This window comes from Catenibacterium sp. AM22-6LB, assembly GCF_003435615.1.
In the GTDB taxonomy this organism is placed as follows: Bacteria; Bacillota_I; Bacilli_A; order Erysipelotrichales; family Coprobacillaceae; genus Catenibacterium; species Catenibacterium mitsuoka_A.
Genome location: NZ_QTUM01000051.1, coordinates 1 through 18,862 on the forward strand (window position 1 = coordinate 1; position 18,862 = coordinate 18,862).

Annotated in this window: 17 protein-coding genes and 1 tRNA gene; 15 read left to right on the forward strand and 3 right to left on the reverse strand. The window is 34.2% G+C overall.

Annotated features, from left to right (window positions below; all coding sequences use genetic code 11):
* Positions 1–90: 90 nt before the first annotated feature.
* Positions 91–1,044 carry an alpha/beta hydrolase gene (locus tag DW269_RS09840; protein ID WP_117459593.1) on the reverse strand — a complete coding sequence of 318 codons (954 nt, stop codon included), beginning with the start codon at positions 1,042–1,044 and terminating at the stop codon, positions 91–93.
* A gap of 178 nt (positions 1,045–1,222) precedes the next feature.
* On the opposite strand from DW269_RS09840, the gene DW269_RS09845 reads away from it, so the two are divergent.
* The 4 genes from DW269_RS09845 (at position 1,223) to DW269_RS09865 (ending at position 5,488) form a co-directional block, all read left to right on the forward strand.
* The gene (locus DW269_RS09845) at positions 1,223–2,848 is read left to right on the forward strand and encodes a SulP family inorganic anion transporter (RefSeq protein WP_117459594.1); all 1,626 of its coding nucleotides are present in this window, start codon (positions 1,223–1,225) and stop codon (positions 2,846–2,848) included.
* A gap of 478 nt (positions 2,849–3,326) precedes the next feature.
* Entirely contained in the window at positions 3,327–4,595 is a 1,269-nt protein-coding gene (locus DW269_RS09855) for a galactokinase family protein (RefSeq protein ID WP_117459595.1), read from the forward strand.
* Between the two features lie 76 nt (positions 4,596–4,671).
* A complete protein-coding gene (locus DW269_RS09860) occupies positions 4,672–5,358 on the forward strand; it encodes a DUF134 domain-containing protein (RefSeq protein WP_117459596.1) in 687 nt (228 codons plus the stop codon).
* A 46-nt stretch (positions 5,359–5,404) separates the two neighbouring features.
* A tRNA-Leu gene (locus tag DW269_RS09865) sits at positions 5,405–5,488 on the forward strand.
* A gap of 68 nt (positions 5,489–5,556) precedes the next feature.
* On the opposite strand, the gene DW269_RS12645 is transcribed toward DW269_RS09865, so the two are convergent.
* Complete coding sequence (locus tag DW269_RS12645; RefSeq protein WP_158546353.1) at positions 5,557–5,703, reverse strand: hypothetical protein; 147 nt, start codon at positions 5,701–5,703, stop codon at positions 5,557–5,559.
* Positions 5,704–5,730: 27 nt separating this feature from the next.
* Positions 5,731–7,314, reverse strand: a complete 1,584-nt coding sequence (asnB, locus tag DW269_RS09870) for an asparagine synthase B (RefSeq protein ID WP_117459597.1) — start codon at positions 7,312–7,314, stop codon at positions 5,731–5,733.
* Between the two features lie 458 nt (positions 7,315–7,772).
* Between asnB and DW269_RS09875 the strand changes: the two genes are divergently transcribed.
* From DW269_RS09875 to gpmI, 11 genes are all read left to right on the forward strand, one after another.
* On the forward strand, positions 7,773–7,970 hold the full coding sequence (locus DW269_RS09875; protein ID WP_117459598.1) for a type II toxin-antitoxin system HicA family toxin: 198 nt from the start codon (positions 7,773–7,775) through the stop codon (positions 7,968–7,970).
* 263 nt (positions 7,971–8,233) lie between these two features.
* On the forward strand, positions 8,234–8,350 hold the full coding sequence (locus DW269_RS13225; RefSeq protein ID WP_221711223.1) for a putative holin-like toxin: 117 nt from the start codon (positions 8,234–8,236) through the stop codon (positions 8,348–8,350).
* Between the two features lie 235 nt (positions 8,351–8,585).
* Entirely contained in the window at positions 8,586–9,722 is a 1,137-nt protein-coding gene (locus DW269_RS09880) for a DEAD/DEAH box helicase (RefSeq protein ID WP_233502489.1), read from the forward strand.
* 221 nt (positions 9,723–9,943) lie between these two features.
* Positions 9,944–10,354, forward strand: coding sequence for a ComF family protein (locus DW269_RS13035; protein ID WP_233502488.1), 411 nt, complete (start codon positions 9,944–9,946; stop codon positions 10,352–10,354).
* Positions 10,355–10,420: 66 nt separating this feature from the next.
* Complete coding sequence (gene secA, locus DW269_RS09890) at positions 10,421–13,063, forward strand: preprotein translocase subunit SecA (protein ID WP_117459600.1); 2,643 nt, start codon at positions 10,421–10,423, stop codon at positions 13,061–13,063.
* A complete protein-coding gene (gene prfB, locus DW269_RS09895; RefSeq protein ID WP_117459601.1) occupies positions 13,063–14,178 on the forward strand; it encodes a peptide chain release factor 2 in 1,116 nt (371 codons plus the stop codon). The genes secA and prfB overlap by 1 nt, the downstream gene beginning before the upstream one ends.
* Positions 14,171–15,067, forward strand: a complete 897-nt coding sequence (locus DW269_RS09900; RefSeq protein ID WP_117459602.1) for a YitT family protein — start codon at positions 14,171–14,173, stop codon at positions 15,065–15,067. The genes prfB and DW269_RS09900 overlap by 8 nt, the downstream gene beginning before the upstream one ends.
* A 68-nt stretch (positions 15,068–15,135) precedes the next feature.
* Complete coding sequence (gene ftsE, locus DW269_RS09905; RefSeq protein ID WP_117459606.1) at positions 15,136–15,828, forward strand: cell division ATP-binding protein FtsE; 693 nt, start codon at positions 15,136–15,138, stop codon at positions 15,826–15,828.
* On the forward strand, positions 15,816–16,724 hold the full coding sequence (ftsX, locus tag DW269_RS09910) for a permease-like cell division protein FtsX (protein ID WP_117459603.1): 909 nt from the start codon (positions 15,816–15,818) through the stop codon (positions 16,722–16,724). Before ftsE ends, ftsX begins: the two co-directional genes overlap by 13 nt.
* 48 nt (positions 16,725–16,772) lie before the next feature.
* Positions 16,773–17,171, forward strand: coding sequence for a hypothetical protein (locus DW269_RS09915; RefSeq protein WP_226793471.1), 399 nt, complete (start codon positions 16,773–16,775; stop codon positions 17,169–17,171).
* Positions 17,172–17,245: 74 nt separating this feature from the next.
* Entirely contained in the window at positions 17,246–18,772 is a 1,527-nt protein-coding gene (gene gpmI, locus DW269_RS09920; RefSeq protein WP_117459604.1) for a 2,3-bisphosphoglycerate-independent phosphoglycerate mutase, read from the forward strand.
* Positions 18,773–18,862: the final 90 nt, after the last annotated feature.

Sequence of the window (18,862 nt, forward strand, 5' to 3'; positions counted from 1 at the left end):
CGACGATAGTGTGAAGACGCGACAATAGCAAGCTGCCAGGTCCTTTTTTTATGCCTTCCTTATGGAAGGTTTTTTAGTACAAAAAAACATCTATCTTGCGATAGATGTCTTCTCGTTAATAAACTTGAATACTTTATTCCAATAAGCGTCTGGACTCATATATAAGCTATTGGCATGTGTTGCGCCTTTGACACTATATAATTCCTTTTCACAATTTGCAGCCTTATATACTTCTAATCCCATTGAATAAGGCACAAAATCATCCTTTGTACCATGAATAAACATCATTGGTTTATTACATTTCTTGACTGCTTCTAGACTACTTGCTTTTTTAAAATCATAACCTGCTTCAATATTCGACATCATATTTGAAATATCCATCACTGGAAATGGTGGTAAACCAAATCTTTTTTTTAATTCACTAGAGAATATATCATATACACTTGTATAACCACAATCTTCTACATAACCTACTACATTCTTTGGATGATCTCCTGACAACATCATTGTAGTAGCACCACCCATGGATACACCATGTACTATAATCTTTGCTTGTGGATCATTATTCAAAATCCAATTAATCCAAAGCTTCATATCATTCTTATCAAGATAACCCATTCCAATATGATTCCCTTCACTCTTACCAGAAGCACGATCATCAGGTAATAATACATTATAACCATGATCATAATAAGTACATCCAAAAGGCATCATATTTCTATTATCCACTTTATAACCATGAATAATGAGAGCCCATTTATGTGAGTCTTGTGTTTTATAGTTACCAGATAGTTTTAACTTATCTTTACTTGTAATTGATGTTAAGGATGTTTCCTTATAGAAAGCATCTGCTTTCTTCATCTCATCCTCTTTATTCTTATTCATAATCAATTCATTACTATTTGAAGCATGTACAGTTGTCTTCACATTTCTTTCACTAGAATTACTTGCAGGAGACAAAGCATAATTCACAAAATAATGACCTACTCCAATACTTCCACAAAGTAATATCAATACAATCAATCCTATAATCTTTTTCTTCATATATTCACCTCAGAATGTATTGTATACTAAAATTAGTTTGAAGTTAATAGTTTTAATATCAAACAAATAAAAATATATACAAATATCTCAAATATGTAAAAGTTATATTTCTTCTAAACTTTCTTAGAATTCTATGTTATATTGAGACAGTAATTTTCAGAAAGGAACAGGGGAGTAAGTGTTAAACAATTACACATTAAGATTAAAAAGTGAGTTTAAGGGGTATAACTCACAAAAGTTAGTAAAGGATATACTTGCAGGCTTAACAGTTGCAGCAGTGGCTTTACCACTTGCCTTAGCTTTTGGTGTCAGCAGTGGGGCTGATGCTGGTGCAGGCTTAATCACAGCCATTGTGGCAGGTTTATTAATTGGAGGACTATCTGGTGCTTCTTATCAGATTTCAGGTCCTACAGGGGCTATGTCAGCCATTCTGATTGGTTTATCAACTACATATGGTTTACAGGGAGTATTTGTAGCTAGCTTTATTTCTGGTGTGATGTTACTTATTGCATCACTATTTAAATTTGGGAAGGTTGTATCTTTTATCCCAAGTAGTGTTATTACTGGCTTTACAAGTGGTATTGCGATTATTATTGCCACAGGACAAATTGATAACTTCTTTGGAGTGACTTCTAAAGGAGGCAATACAATTGAAAAGCTCTTCTCTTATTCTAAATTAGGTTTTCCTATCAATAAGTATGCTTTAATGTTTGGTTTACTTGTTGTCTTTATTATGTTGATCTGGCCTAAGAAATGGGGAAGTATCTTCCCATCATCTCTTGCAGGAATCATCATCGCATTAATTGTGAATTTAGTAGGTCACTTTGATGTCACAGTTGTAGGTAAGATTCCTACTACATTATTTCCAGATGCAAGACTATCTATCTTAAGTCTCAATCTTACTACTATTACACATCTCATTATTCCAGCCTTTAGTATTGCGATGCTTGGAATGATTGAATCATTACTATGTGGTGCAAGTGCTGGTAAGATGAAAAATGAAAAGTTAGATGCAGATATGGAATTATTTGCGCAAGGTGTAGGTAATATGGTTATTCCATTCTTTGGTGGTGTACCAGCAACTGCTGCAATTGCACGTACAAGTGTTGCGATTAAAGCAGGAGGACAGACAAGACTTGTTAGTATCTTCCATGCGATTGCGTTACTTATCTCTATGTTTGTATTAGGTCCATTCATGTCACAGATTCCTTTATCAGCTTTAGCTGGAGTACTTATCATGACTGCATGGCGTATGAATGAATGGGATGAAATTAAATCAATCTTTAGAAACCGTATTAAAACAAGTATGACACAGTTCTTAGTTACTATGCTTGCAACAGTTGTCTTTGACTTAACAGTCGCAATTGTATTAGGTATCTGTGTTTCAATGTTCTTGTTTGTAATCAATAACTCTTCATTACATGTAGAAACAAGTGCCATTGAACCACATAGATTAGACAAAGAAATCAATTATAACCATTCTACAACTCAGGTAGTTTATTTAGCTGGACCACTATTCTTTGGAAACCAGGATCAGTTATTATCTAAAGTAAGAGAACTAGTAGATGGATGTGATCATCTTATTCTCTCAGTAAGAGGTGTACCATCTATTGATGATTCAGGTATTCATGAATTAATGGATGTTGTAGAACTATGTCGTGCGCATAAGGTACAGCTTTATTTCACTGGTGTACAAAATAATGTCATGAGACAATTAAGAAGACATCACTTTGATACATATGTCGGTAAAGAATCGTTCTATTGGGATGTTATTAAGGTTTTAGAAATGTTGGAAGAAAAGTAGGGAAACCTACTTTTTTTATGTGGGCACCTGTGAATTTATCCATGTATGGATGATAAAGGACATGGTACTTTAAAACGTACTAAGAAGAAATCATATGACTGGATGAAGCATATCATTGAAACAAATGGTGCTGCATTAGAAGAGGATAGTGATTAATTCACTATTCTTTTATTTGTATCCGTTTTCACACAATGACAAAGTCACTACAAAGTGCTTATAGTCTTCGTGAACAAGTATAGTTATTTAACACCTAAAATTAGGTGTTATAGTATTACAATTTACATGCATTTTAAAAAGATATGATATATACTAAAGAAAATGAATTATTCACACTTATGCACATTATGCACAAAATAGAATAAAGAAATGAACAAAGTATTTATGTAATTTTGATCTAAAATATACCATGAAACATTGTAATCAAACAAATACATGATAAAATAGAAATGCAACCGTTTACAAGAAAGGGGGTTACACTATGAAAGCGTCTGAAGTATCCAAAAGACTTTCTAGTGGTGAAATGACTCCTCTATTAAGAGGAATTTACTCAGAAAATATAGATGAGCAGGTATTAAGATATAAAGAAGCTATACAATCGTTTATGGATTATTATGGAGATCAGGATATTATGATATTTAGTGTTCCTGGTAAATGTGAAATAGGTGGGAATCATACCGACCACCAGCATGGACGTGTTCTTGCATCCGCTATTCAATTAGATTCTATTGGTATAGTAGGGAAACAGGATCGTTATGTGAAGGTTATTTATGATGCACTAAATATTAATGAAATAGATACAGAAAATATAAAATATAATGAAGCCAAGAAAGGCACAATGGAATCATTGATCAATGGTGTATTATTTGGTTTAAACCAGAAGAATTATCATATCGGTGGTTTTAATGCTTTTATTCAATGTAATATTCCTAGAAATGTAGGTTTAGGTTCTAGTGCTAATTTTAATATTATGATTGGTACCATTATTAACTATTTATACAATGAAGGAAAAATTGAAAACAAATATCTTATCCAGATTGGGCGTTTTGCGACAAATACATTTTATTGTAAGCCAAGTGGTATGATGAATGAATGTGTCTGCTGTGTGGGTGGATTTATTAAAGTGGATTTTAAGGATTCTAATTCACCTGATATTTATAAGCTGAATACTGATTTCTCAAATTTTGATTATACTCTATGTTGTGTGAATTCTAATGTGTATAGATCAGATACTACTATGGATTATTATGCTGTTCCTAATGAAATGATCAAGGTGGCTAACTTCTTTAAGAAAGATGTCTTAAGAGATGTTTCTTATGATGAATTCATGAAGAACTACCGTATGGTAAGAGCAAGAGTAGGGGATCGTCCTGCTTTAAGAGCACTTCATTTCTTTAAAGAAGAAGATCGTGTCTTAAAGCAGTCAGAAGCACTTGAAAAGGGAGATTTTGATACTTTCTTAAGATTAGTAAGAGAATCTGGAGATTCTACCTTTAAAGCATTACAGAATATTTATCAACAGGAAAGTACACGTCATCAAAATATTGGTACAGCTATTGTATTAAGCGAAAACTTTTTAGGTGAAGATGGTGTTGTAAAAGTGAATGGTGGTGGATTCTCAGGTACTATGCTTGCCTTTGTGAAAACAAGTGTCATTAATGATTATGCAGCTTATATGGATTCTATATTTGGTAAGGGTTCTTGTTATATTATTCATGCAAGAGAACAAGGCGCAATAAGATTACTCTAAAGCAGTGAAAACTGCTTTTTTTTATAATTCTTTGTGCTATAATATTACCGACATATGTCAGTAACTGGAGGAGCGTATGGCTAGACCAAAGAGATCAAGGACAATTACAGGATTTCCTGAATACAATATGTTTGTACCTGATGGTATCCCTCAAAAAGGCTATATAGAGCTTGAATTAGATGAATTTGAGGTCATCCGTCTTATAGACTATAAGTCCTATACACACGCCAAATGTGCTGATAAGATGAATATATCACGTACTACAGTCACTGAAATATATGCCAGAGCAAGAAAAAAGATAGCACGCAGTATTATGGAAGGCTATCCTTTAAGAATTGAAGGCAATGAATGTATAAAGAAAACAGGGTATCCTGTATTAAAGGTAAAAGGAGAACATATTATGAGAATTGCGGTAACTTATGAAAATGAATCAGTTTTTCCACACTTTGGAAAAACATCACAATTTAAATTATATGATGTAGAAAACAATGAAATCAAAGAATCACAGGTTGTTGGTACAGAAGGATTAGGCCATGGTGCTCTAGCAATCTTATTATCTAATATGAATGTAGATGTATTGATCTGTGGTGGTATTGGTAGAGGTGCTATTATGGCTTTAAGTGGGTCTAATATTAATGTCGTAGGTGGAGTGACAGGTGATTGTGATACTGCAGTAAAAGCTTATTTAGATGGTACACTTGTTCCTGAGTCAGAACCTACTTGTGGATGCAGTCATGATAGCTGTGAATGCCATGATGAATAATATTTGACAAACAAATAAAACGAGAATAAAATCAAAACTGTTGAATGCTCGGATGGTGGAATGGTAGACACGCCAGTTTCAGGTACTGGTGGTTTATGCCGTGTGGGTTCAAGTCCCATTCCGAGCACCAATAGTTGTTAACGTGGGTAACCACGTTTTTTTTGTGCATTAAAAAAGACTATGAATAACTCATAGCCTCTATATAATGATTCCCAAGAATCCTAATGCAAGGAAAATAAGAATGAGATAGATAATGACCTTTAAACTCCATTTAAATATATAAAACATAACAATAAATGGAAGAAATGCAAGAAAGAACACCATAGATAATAATGTACCTAACATAATCATCACCTCACTCTTATTATAATATTATTTTCCAGAATCTCCATAGTTTTTAAGTACTCTAGCACTTGGGTCATTGACATCACAGTTTTCCCATGTTTTGTTAGGCATCCAGAAGTCTTTGATCCATTTAGCTTTTCCTGGGTAATAAGATTCAAAGATATCACGATATAATAATGATTCTTTAGTAAATGGTGTACAGTAAGGATACTTCTCTTTAGCGTTTACTACATCTTCATCTGTATATAATGAATCAGCATATTCTTTTAAGTAATCTACCATAGAATGTCCTACTGCATCAGAGAATGCGGCTTTTTCTCTAAATAAGATATCTTGAGGAAGATAATTTAAACCTTCAAAAGCGTGTCTTAATAGATATTTACCTTTGTTGTAAGTGTTCATTTTCTTCTTAGGATCAATACGCATAGTATAATCTACAAAATCAAGATCTGCGAAAGGAACACGTCCTTCTAAGGCATTTGCACTAATACATCTATCTGCTCTTAATACATCATACATATATAATTCACGCATACGTTTTTGAGATTCTTTCTGGAATTCTTCTGGACTAGGTGCAAAGTCTGTATATTTATAACCAAATAATTCATCACTGACTTCACCTGTTAGAATAACCTTTAAATCAGTATGTTCATGAATATATTTACATAGAAGATACATACCAATACTTGCACGAATAGTCGTAATATCCCAAGTTTCTAATGTACGAATGACTTCTCTTAAAGAACCTAATACATCTTCTTTAGTCATAATAACTTCTGTATGATCAGTACCTAAGAATTCAGCGACTTCTTTCGCATACTTTAAATCAATAGGATCTGTTTCCATACCAATCGCAAATGTCTTAATAGGTGTATCAGTAATACGCTGACCAATCGCACATACTAATGATGAATCTAAACCACCAGATAATAAATAACCAACAGGGGCATCACTCTGTAATCTCTTCTTAACGGCTTCAATTAATTTAACACGTAGGTTCAAGGCAATTGTTTCTACATCATCATTATGCATTAATTTCACATCAGCCACATCATTGAAGCATACAAACTTTTCACCATCATAATAATGTCCTGGTGGGAAAGGCATAATTTCTTTACAGACAGGCATTAAAGCTTTGGCTTCAGAACCAAATGCGATAGTGCCTTTTTCAGTATATCCATAAAACATTGGACGAATACCAATTGGATCTCTGGCAGCCATCATCTTATCAACGTCTGCATCATATAAACAGAATGCATATTCACCATCTAAATATCTTACAAGTGTATCTAAACCATATTTTCTATATAAAGGAATTAATACTTCACAGTCACTAGAAGACTTGAAAGTATATTCATCCATAATATTCTTCTTTAATTCTGGGTAGTTATAGATTTCTCCATTACATACCACAATAGTATGATCATCAGAAAATGGCTGCATACCATTTTCACTTAAATCCATAATAGCTAATCTATTGAAACCAAAAGTCTTATCAAATAATCTAGAAGTCTCAATCATATCAGGACCTCTACCTTCAATCTTTCCTAAAGCTTCATCAAATACATCAATCTCTACTTCTGTAGAACCCATTGTTAGAAAACCACACATTTACATTTTCCTCCTATACTTGAGTCAAAAAAAACTCGCTTTGTGGTGCGAGTATCTTACTAAGTCGTTGAGTCTATAACTAAGTACAGACATACTTCAAAGAGCATGCGATACCCGCCAGCGGTAACGTCGCTGAAAGAACGTTCTAGCCTACTTGCATTATGCTTTGGGTAGACAGCTCAGAGGTGTTCTTCATCTATCACTTAACTGTAAGTCTTCCACCAATCACTTACTCGCTAGAGTCTCTGCCATAGATTACTCTCCTCGTCTTCGCCTTTGTTGGGTCTTAGTATAGTACAAATATTTAGTCAATGCAATAATAAATTATTATAAAAATATTAAAAAATAATTAAAATTTAGTATTTGTATTAAATTATGATTAATTATGTCGTTATATGAAAAATAATCATTAAATATTATAACTGTGGTAGAATGGAGATAGACAAGAAGGAAAGACCATGAAAGCAAGAACTTACTCAATCATAGAGTTCAAAAGAATACTAGAAAACAATGGTTATAGCTTCCTTAGACATGCAAAAGGGGACCATTGTATTTACTCTAATGGTGAACGCACTATCACTATTAAGAGGACTCATGTGAATAAGATGATTGCCCGTAGACTTATTAGAGAATATGATTTAAAGGTAGAAGACTAACATCTTCATTCACAAAACTTAAGCATGAAAACAGCCTCTGGGCGAATAGCCTAGAGGTTATTTGTGTGTTGTATTTCTACCAATAAATTAAGATTTATTATGAAATTGTGATAATTGATTACTTATCTTGCTAGATAGAATCCTATGATATAATTTGTGCATGGAACAACCGTATACGGTAGGTGGTTATCCTTGGTCGTTATGACGAAGGTACGCAACCCTTCGTGATTCTTCTCTTAAGTTGAAAACGGAGGTGATGCCTGATGACAACGTATGAAATAATCATGATTATGTTAACGTGTTTGACACTGATCATATCTTTATTGACACTTGTTGTTAGAGTACTTCTTATCATTATTGGTAAGAACGAAAAAAAGTAACTACCTCGCTCCTAGGAAAAGTTTGAGGTAGTTACTTACCAAAAATAAATCCAAGGACAACCGCTTACTGGTTGTTCCATCTTTCGTTTCTATTATAGTTTACAACAAATTTGAAGTCAATATATGTGACTATGAGTGATGCTCATAGTTTTTTTGAAAAAAATTTAACTTTTTTTGAGAAAAAAACCATCTTCTAGATGTATAGGTTAGTAGAGGGCCAAAGGAGGTGGTGATTGTGAAGTGTCCTGTATGTGGCAATGAGGATGAAAACTACATTAGCTATATCAATAAGAGACCTTATTGTAGAAAGTGCATAACATTTGGACGTATTTATTTAGATGAAGTTTATCCAATACATAAGACTCCTTTAATAATGACTGATGCGTCCTATCATCTTTCTTTTAGATTATCATCCCGCCAGCAGTTCATCTCTGATCAACTTATCACGAATTATGAGAATGCCACGAATTCTATTGTCCTTGCCGTATGTGGCTCTGGTAAAACAGAAATTTCTTATGCAATCATCAAGCATGTGATTGAAAATGGTGGACGAGTATGCTTCACAATCCCTAGAAGACAATTGTGTATAGAATTACATGAAAGAATTCAGAAGGATTTTCCTCACTTAACCATTGGTCTTCTATATGGGGGCTATCAAGAGAATAGTGATGCCCCCTTAATCATTTGTACAACTCATCAGCTCTATCGATTTGTATCTTCTCCTTTTGATTTAATTATTATGGATGAAGCAGATGCCTTTCCTTTTTATGGAGATGATGTATTGAACTCAATCTTTTATCATGCCTCTAAAAGGTATATTAAATTATCCGCTACATTACTTGAGGAAGATATTCATGATGAATGTGTCATGATCATGAATCGACGCTACCATGGTCATGATCTGCCTGTTCCTCATATTTATATCATTCCTCAATTTTTGTGGCTCATATCCTTGAAATACTGGATTAAGAAACTATTAGAAACACACCAAAAAGTATTAGTATATGTACCTAGGAAAAGTGATGCACAATACTATGCAGACTTATTAAAGAATACATATAAAGTACAGGGTGTAAGTTCTGAGTCTCTTTATTTAAATGAATATACAAAGGATTTTAAAGAAGGATTATTAGATGTCTTAATCACCACAACGATATTAGAAAGAGGAATCACAATAGAAGATGTACAGGTGATTGTATTAGAAGCAGGAGATCGTATATTTGATGAAAGAACATTGATACAGATTGCGGGAAGAGTAGGAAGAAAAATAGGATATGAGGATGGAAGAATATTATTAATAGATAACCATTATTCAAAGGCGATGAAGGGATGTATCAAAACCATTCAGAAGCTCAACAGGATGTCTGTTTGATCTGTTTATCCTCTATATCTAAAACATCTTCTTTTCATCAATTATTTACGCATCACTGTATCTGTTCCTCCTGTTTATCTTTATTTAAGAGAATTGATATTAAGACAAACTTTCAAGGTTATCCGCTACGCATATTATATGCTTACAATGATTTCTTCCGTACCCTGCTTTTTCGTTATAAGGGACAATATGATTATGCCTTAAAGGATGCTTTCTTAGATATGTACAAAAGAGAACTACAAAGACGCTATAAGGATTATTTGATTGTTGTTGCGCCAAGTGCGTCAAAGGCCAATGTTGTGCGTGGTTTTGCCCCTAACCAAGCCATCGCAATGACAATTCACTCTCATGTTTTCAATGGACTTTATAAGAAAGTAGATTATAAACAAAGTGACCAGTCTTATACGCAAAGAGCAGGGATACGTGATGTTATTGGTTTAAGAGGTGGTGCATTCCTTAAAAATAAGAAAATATTACTCTTAGATGATGTGATGACTTCTGGACAAACAATCAAGACCTGTCTTGAATTAATTGAAAAAGAAAAACCTCAAAAAATTGAAATATTGATCCTCTCTATGAAAGAAAAATACCTTGTAAACTTGGGAATAATTAAACAAGCAAGGAGTATATAAAATCTTTTGTTTTTTGCGGTATGTATGATATAATGTATACGATTTTGTATTGAAAGGAGACACATCATGCCTAGTAAAAAACAAGAAATTAGAAAACAAGTTAAGAAAAAGTTAAAAAAGGAAGGAATGGAGCATCAGGAACTCAATCAAGAGGCTGAAATCGTTGATTTAGGTGATCATCGTGGTGACGATATCATTGTAGAATCATTTGACGATATCAAGACAGATGCAAAACCATTACCATTCTCTACAACACCTCAGAAAGAGAAAAAAGGAATTACTGGCCGTATTAAGAGTATTTTCTCACAGGACAGTTCAATTCTACGTAAATTAGAAAAACAGGCAGATGAAATTATTGCGATAGAACCTCAGGCTCAGGCGATGAGTGATGAAGAATTATGTGCTCAGACTCAATTCTTTAAGGATCGTCTAGCAAAGGGTGAGACATTAGATGATATTTTACCAGAAGCATTTGCGGTTGTACGTGAAGCGGCCTATAGAGTACTAGGACTCAAAGCCTTCAAAGTACAGTTAATGGGTGCTATTTCACTTCATAATGGTGATATTGCAGAAATGAAAACAGGTGAAGGTAAAACTCTAACATCTATCTTCCCAGTTTATTTGAATGCCTTAGATGGTAAGGGTGTTCATGTTGTTACAGTTAACGAATATTTAGCACGTCGTGACTGTGAATTAAATGGACAGGTTTATAAGTTCTTAGGTTTAACTGTTGGTTTAAATGAAAGAGAACTAGATGCAGATGATAAGAGAAAACAGCATGCATGTGATATTACATATACTACAAATGCTGAATTAGGATTCGATTACTTACGTGATAACATGGTGACTAACTATGAAGATAAAGTACTTCGTCCATTACATTATGCATTAGTCGATGAAGTAGACTCTATCTTAATCGATGAATCACGTACTCCATTAATTATTAGTGGTGGTAAGAAGAAGACTGCTTCTATGTATATTTCTGCTGACCACTTTGCGAAGAGCTTAAAGAATGAAAAAGATTATCAGGTAGATGTTGAAAGTAAGACATGTACATTAACACCTGATGGTATTGCGAAAGCAGAAAAGGCATTTAATGTAGAAAACCTATATGATCCACAAAATACTGCTTTAGTACACTATATCAACCAGGCACTTAAAGCAAACTATACAATGACTAAGGACATTGAATACATGATTGCGACTGAAGATGGCAGCCATGATATTAGAAATGCTTCTATTATGATCATTGACCAGTTTACTGGACGTGTTATGCCAGGTCGTGCTTATTCTGATGGTTTACATCAGGCTATTGAAGCAAAAGAAGGTGTACCAATCAAAGAAGAAACTGTTACACTTGCCACAATTACTTATCAGAACTTCTTCAGATTATTTGATAAGCTAGCTGGTATGACAGGTACTGCAAAGACTGAAGAAGAAGAATTCCGTCAGATCTATAACATGCGTGTTGTAGTTATTCCTACAAACAAGCCTGTTATTCGTGATGATAAACCAGATTTAGTATTCTCAAGCAAGAAAGCTAAATATGCAGCTATTATTAGAGAAGTAGAAATGCGCCATGCTTATGGTCAGCCAATCCTTCTTGGTACAGTGGCTGTAGAAACATCTGAAATCTTATCTAAGATGTTAAGCGCAAAAGGTATTAAGCATAATACATTAAACGCTAAGAACCATGCTAAAGAAGCTGCTATTATCGCTAAGGCTGGTGTGAAGGGTGCCGTTACTATCGCTACTAACATGGCTGGTCGTGGTACTGATATTAAGCTTGGTGAAGGTGTTGCTGAAATTGGTGGTTTAATGGTTATTGGTTCTGAACGTCATGAATCTAGACGTATCGATAACCAGTTAAGAGGACGTTCTGGTCGTCAGGGGGACCCAGGATGTTCACAGTTCTTTGTATCATTTGAAGATGAATTAATGCAGAGATTCGCAAGTGAAAAGATTAAAGCTCTCACTGATTCATTTATGGATGATGAAGCCATTGAATCTAAGATGGTGACTAAATCTATTGAAACTGCTCAGAAACGTGTAGAAGGTCAGAACTTCGATATGCGTAAGCAGTTACTAGAATATGATGATATTATGCGTCAGCAGCGTGAAATCATGTATAAAGAAAGAGATGATATCATGCTTTCTAAAGACTTATCAGAAATCATCAAGGGTGAATTCTTAACAGCTATCGAACTAGATATGCCTAAGTTCACAAATAATGAAGGTAAGAAGCCAGTTGTAGATATTGAAAAATTCTTAAAATACGTTGGTAAGAACTACATGTTATTAAGTGAATTAGTAGCCAAGAATCCAGACAAAGCAGTGAATGATCCTCAGAAGGTTATCGATGCAGTCAGTGAAGTCGTATTCATGAGCTATGAAAACAGATTCAATAAGGATCTAGAAGATTCAGTAAAACTTGATTATGAACGTCGTGTTCTTTTAGGTATCATTGACCATACATGGATCAACCATATTGATGCAATGCAGAAACTTAGAAATGGTATCTACTTAAGAGCTTATGCACAGCGTGATCCTCTTCAGGAATATACAGAAGAAGGTTTCTATATGTTCGAAGAGATGACAAAATCTATTTCTCAGGAAATTGCTCGTAATATTGTCCATATGGGTATCCGTCCTGGTACAGAAGCAGAAATGAACATTCCAGAAATCAAGGTTGAACTTGAATTTAAATAATGGAATTATATGAAATCAAAAACGGGCTGGAAGATGCCCGTTTATTATTAGACCAATTATATGTTTCTGCAAATATTGAAGTACTAAAAAGAGAAATAGAAGGACTAACTGTACAGACAATGGACGAACATTTCTGGGATGACCAGGCACATGCGACTAAAGTATATGCTCATCTGAATGAAATGAAGAAAGTGGCTGATACAGATGATTCTTTAGAAGCAAGCTATAAAGAACTTGTTGAAGTATATGAATATGTTAAGGATACAGAAGATCCTGACTTCATGGCTTCTTTAGAAGAAGATTATATTAAATTCCAAAAGAATCTCGATGAATTTGAAAAGACATTATTATTTGATCAGGAATATGACCATTCTAATGCGATTGTAGAAATTCATCCAGGAGCTGGAGGAACTGAATCTCAGGACTGGGCTGAGATGCTTATGCGTATGTATATACGTTATGGCGAAAAGAAAGGATGGAAGGTTGATGTTGATGATTATCTTGCAGGTGATGAAGCAGGATTAAAATCATGTTCTATCCGTTTTACTGGTTATAATGCGTATGGTCATTTAAGAGCAGAGAAGGGTGTTCATCGACTTGTACGTATTTCACCGTTTGATTCATCAAAAAGAAGACATACATCATTTGCGTCTGTAGAAGTTTCACCTGAATTAGATGATGATATTGAGATTACGATTGATCCTAAAGATTTACGTATTGATACATATCGTGCATCCGGTGCTGGAGGACAGCATATTAATAAAACTGATTCAGCAGTTCGTATTACGCATATTCCTACGAATACAGTTGTTTCTTGTCAGTCACAGCGTTCTCAGTTACAGAACAGAGAACAGGCCATGTTGATGTTAAAGAGTAAATTGTATTTATTGATGCAGGAAGCTCATGCTGAAAAACTATCTGAAATTCAAGGTGAAAAGAAGAATATTGAATGGGGATCTCAAATCCGTTCTTATGTTCTTCATCCTTATTCTATGGTCAAAGATAACCGTTCTGGTTATGAATCAAATGATCCAAAGAAAATATTAGATGGTGATCTTGATGATCTTATTTATGCTTATTTAAGATCTCAAGTTAAGGAGAAAAATAATGAGTAAAATACATTCTGCAAAGAAATTAGTGATTGATTTTATTTTAGTTATGCTAGGTAATGCCATTATGGCTTTAGGTACTGCAGGTTTTGCGGTACCAGCTAAGATTATTCTTGGTGGTGCATCAGGTCTTGCTCTTTCATTCCAGCATTATGTGTTCTATGTTCATTTATCAACACTTGTACTCGCCATTAACATAATCGCATTTGTTGTTGGCTATATTGTATTAGGAAAGAAGTTTGCAGTAGGAACACTCGTTTCTACATTCGCATTCCCATTCTTCCTTGCATTATTTGAAAAGAGTTACTATTTGACACATTTAACTAAGGATACATTACTTGCAGCTGTTTATGCAGGATTTCTTATTGGGGTAGGTCTAGGACTTGTATTAAGACTTGGTTATAGTACAGGTGGTATGGATATTCCACCATTACTTGTGAATAAGTATACAGGTCTTTCTCTAGGATTATTAATTAATATATTTGATATTTTGATTCTACTTATTCAGATCCCATTTTCAAATGTTGAAGAAATTCTCTATGGTATTATTACTGTTGTGATGTCTACATATATTATTGATAAGATGATGTTACTTGGACAAAACAATATCCAGGTTATTGTTGTATCAGAACATTATGAAGAAATTGCTGAACGTTTAATGAAAGATGTAGATCGTGGTTGTACATTCTTAAATATCACAACTGGATTTATGAAGAATGATTCTAAGGCTGTTATGGTAGTCTTAAATAGACGTGAATATGCTGCATTTCATGAGATTGTTCAAAATATTGATCCAGAAGCCTTTGAAATCACAAGTGAAGTTCATAGTGTAAACGGAAGAGGCTTTACATTACCTAACGTTAATCTTGATAAATGGTCTTCAAAAGAAATTTAAAATAAATCATTACTTATTATGAGTATGTGCTATAATGGGGAAACAAGGAGTGTGGTGCTATGCAAGAAATGATTAAACTTGAAAACGTAACAAAAGTTTATAAAACTGGCGTACGTGCTGTAAATGATATGTCACTTACAATCGATGCTGGCGAATTTGTTTATGTCATTGGTCCAACTGGTGCTGGTAAATCTACATTTATCAAGCTTCTCTATCGTGAAGAAAAAGCAACAAGAGGTAAAGTTATTGTTGATGGAACCGATGTATCTCGTATTAAGAACTCTAAAGTCCCATATTTTAGACGCAGGATTGGAGTTGTATTCCAGAACTATCGTCTTCTACCAAAAAAGACAGTCTTTGAAAATGTCGCTTTTGCGCTAGAAGTAACTAATACACCAAAAACTGAAATCAGAAAAAAAGTTCGTAATGTGCTAGAACTTGTAGGTCTAGAAGACAAAGCGAATTCGTTCCCACATGAATTATCAGGTGGGCAGCAGCAGCGTGTAGCGATTGCTCGTGCTATTGTTAATCAGCCTAAAGTATTAATTGCGGATGAACCAACAGGTAACCTAGATCCTGAAACATCTCAGGGAATCATTGAACTTCTAGAAAGAATCAATGATGTCCGTCAGACAACTGTACTTGTTGTCACACATGACCGTGAAATCGTTCAGAGAAATAAGAAGAGAACTATTCTTATTGAAGATGGTTGTGTCACAACAGATACAAGTTTAGGAGGTTATCAGTCATGGAATTCGTAGAAGAATTAAAGGCAATGCCTAAGCATTGTAAAACTGCTTTCCAGAATATCTGGAGAAACGGTGTAATGTCTATTTCATCTATCTTTGCAGTAACTATTACGTTAATATTGATTGGTGTTGTTTCAGTTATCGCAATCAATGTGAACCATATGACTGTGAATATTGAAAATAGCTTAAATATCTATGTTAAGGTTGATAGAGCAGCTACTGATGAACAAAGTAAAGCAGTAGGAGATGAAATCAATAAATTAACTGGTATTAAGAAAGTTAATTATTCAAGTAAAGATAAAGAATTAGATAAATTAATTGCATCTCAGGATAAGAATTCAAAACAGTTATTTGAAAACTATCGTACTGATAATCCTCTTGGTGATGCATATATTGTAGAAGTCAAGAATGCGAAGAATCTTGATAAGATTGCGAAGAAGATTGGGGATATTCCTTGTGTAAAAGAAGTGACTTATGGTGGCTCTTCTACAAATAAATTAGTGGATATCCTTGAATCTGTACGTAATGGTGGAGCCATCTTTGTAGTGGCATTAATCATAGTCGCATTATTTATGATTGCGAATACTATAAAAATCACTATTACATCTCGATCAACAGAAATCTCAATCATGAGAATGGTCGGTGCTTCTAACTGGTATATCCGTATTCCATTTATGTTAGAAGGTATCTTTATTGGACTTATTGGTTCTATTGTGCCATTGTTGATATTAGTATATGGTTATAAATTTGCTTATGTGACAATGACATCATTGATGTCATCTAACTTGATCACATTTATGTCACCATATCCATTAGTATGGCAATTAGGTGCTCTGCTTGCACTACTTGGTGCTGTTGTAGGATTAATTGGTTCATTCTTCTCAGTACGTAAATTCTTGAAATTATAACTGCACATATGTGCAGTTTTTTTGTAGAATAATAGTGAGGTGATAATCATGAAGGAAAGAGAACTCAAAGAGAAATGTTATATGGAAGCGTTGGATGGTTCTATATCTAACGTTAAGGTTGTACTTAATCATATGAAAAAGATTGATTTACAGGAAGGAATACTTGAAGAAGCAGTACTTAATAAAGATCGTATGCGTACAATTCTTCATCTAGAACTTGCATTAGCAGATTATTGTATTCTTTTAAGAAAGATGAAAGAGAATCAGTTTATTAACTATTTACCTCAGATGAGTAAAGATATTAATGCACTTATTCATTGTAATCGCTTTGAGTATCATGAACAGATGATTATCGTTTATTCACAAAGAGGAGAAGAGGATATCAATGTTGAACGCTTGATTTCCTTTGGCGAAGAAATCTTAGAAAGTTATGGTTTAAATATGTAAATTTTAAATCATGCTTATTGAATTTCAAAGTGGATAATGCTATTATCTTTGAAGTATACGGAGGATGAAAAGTTATGAAAAAAAGACCTATTGTTTTATGTATTATGGATGGTTATGGATTAACTGATAGAGTAGATGGTAACGCAGTAAAACTTGCTAATACACCTAATCTTGATGATTTAATGGCAATGTATCCAACTACAACTATTAAAGCTTGTGGTAACGCTGTTGGTTTACCTGAAGGACAGATGGGTAACTCAGAAGTTGGTCATATGAATATTGGTGCAGGACGTACTGTTTATCAGTCACTTACTTTAATCAATAAAGCAATTACTGAAGGTACTTTCTTCACAAATGAAAAATTTGTAGAAGCAGTAGAAAACGCTAAGAAGAATGATTCTAAGTTACATATCTGGGGATTATTATCTAGCGGAGGAGTTCACTCTTCAAATGAACATATCTTTGCTTTATTAAAGCTTGCTAAAGATGCTGGTTTAACTAAGGTTTATGTACATGCATTCTTAGATGGACGTGACGTAGCACCTGATTCAGCAGTAGACTTCATTGGTGAACTTGCTGAAGAAATGAAGAAAATCGGTGTTGGTGAAATCGCATCTATTTCTGGACGTTATTATGCAATGGACCGTGATAAGAGATTTGACCGTGTTAACTTAGCTTATGAAGCAATTGTTGATCATAAAGGAAACAGCTTTACTGATCCAGTACAGTACGTAAAAGATTCTTATGCTGAAGAAGTATTTGATGAATTCGTAGTACCTGGTTATAACTCAGCAGTAGACGGTGCTGTAGAAGATAATGATTCAGTTATCTTTGCTAACTTCCGTCCAGACAGAGCAATCCAGCTTGCCACTGTTATGACAAATCCTGATTTCTATGCAGATAAGGGATATACACCAGCAACTAAGAGAAATGGTATCTATTTCGTATGTATGATGAAATATGCTGATTCAGTAAATGGTCATGTAGCATTCGCATTACCAGAATTAATTAACACATTTGGTGATTATGTATCAGCTCAAGGATTAAAGCAGTTAAGAATTGCTGAAACTGAAAAGTATGCCCATGTAACATTCTTCTTTGATGGTGGAGAAGATAAGGAAATCGAAGGTGCTAAGCGTGACTTAATCAACTCACCTAAGGTTGCTACTTATGACTTACAGCCAGAAATGAGTGCTTACCTTGTAAAAGATAAGTTAATCGAAGAATTAGATTCTGGAGAATTCGATGTAGTCATCGTTAACTTCGCTAACTGCGACATGGTTGGTCATACAGGTGTTATTCCTGCAGCTATCAAAGCGGTTGAAGTTGTTGATGATTGTGTTGGTGAAGTATATGAAAAGGTTGCTGAACTTGGTGGTACTATGTTAATCACTGCTGACCATGGTAATGCAGAAAGACTTCTTGATGAAGAAGGTAACCCATTCACAGCACATACTACAAACGATGTACCTTTAATCGTAACTAATTCTCACCTTGAATTAAAAGAAGGCGGAAAACTTGGAGACTTAGCTCCAACTATGTTACAGCTTCTAGGACTTGCTATCCCAGAAGAAATGGATGGTACAAGCCTTATTAAATAATTGAACTATTAAAGCGAGACGTCTTAGTTTCGCTTTTTTGTATGCCGGGCATGGCATATATCTAGGTGGTGAAAGTCCACTGTGGGGGCG